At 39.0% G+C, this 633-nt stretch carries 1 protein-coding gene; it reads left to right on the top strand.

The features are described 5' to 3' along the window. Positions 1-104 precede the first annotated feature (104 nt). The coding region (locus ABD296_RS49790) for a class 1 fructose-bisphosphatase (protein ID WP_344285621.1) at positions 105-633 on the top strand (529 nt) is incomplete at its 3' end.

Raw genomic sequence — 633 nt, 5'->3', positions numbered from 1 at the left:
CTTTGTTATGCAAACAACATACCACGTAAAATGGGGCTTGTAAGCATAAATGCAACACAAATAAAGTAAGATAATTTTTATTTTTCGGCATTCTCATCTAGAATATGCCACGTATTTATCTGACTCATTTTGATGCTTGCGCACAGGAGCGTTTTTTTATGTCCAACCTCACATTGTCCCAATTTTTACAACAAGAAAAAGGGAATCTTACACCTGAGTTGGCTCAAGTCATCGACACAATTGCTGCGACTTGTAAAACCATTGATCAAGCCTTACAAAAAGGTGCCTTGGCTGGAATTTTGGGTAGCGCAGGTAACGAAAATGTTCAAGGTGAAACACAGAAAAAACTTGATGTGATTTCTAATGACTATTTAATCGATGCTTTAAAAGTCCATCCTCACGTCGGTGGTCTTGCATCTGAAGAACTTGATGATTTTACACCAGCACAAGAAAACGGCGAATACTTGGTTCTATTTGATCCATTAGATGGTTCAAGCAACATTGATATCAACATGTGTGTCGGAACAATCTTCTCGATTCTTCCTGCCAAAAATGCGGTTACACAAGCACAAGATTTCATGCAGGCAGGTACTCAACAAGTTGCTGCTGGCTATGTGTTATATGGCCCATCAA

The organism is Actinomadura napierensis (genome assembly GCF_039529375.1).
GTDB classification, from domain to species: Bacteria; Actinomycetota; Actinomycetes; order Streptosporangiales; family Streptosporangiaceae; genus Spirillospora; species Spirillospora napierensis.
This window is presented reverse-complemented; position numbering and strand designations above follow the sequence as displayed.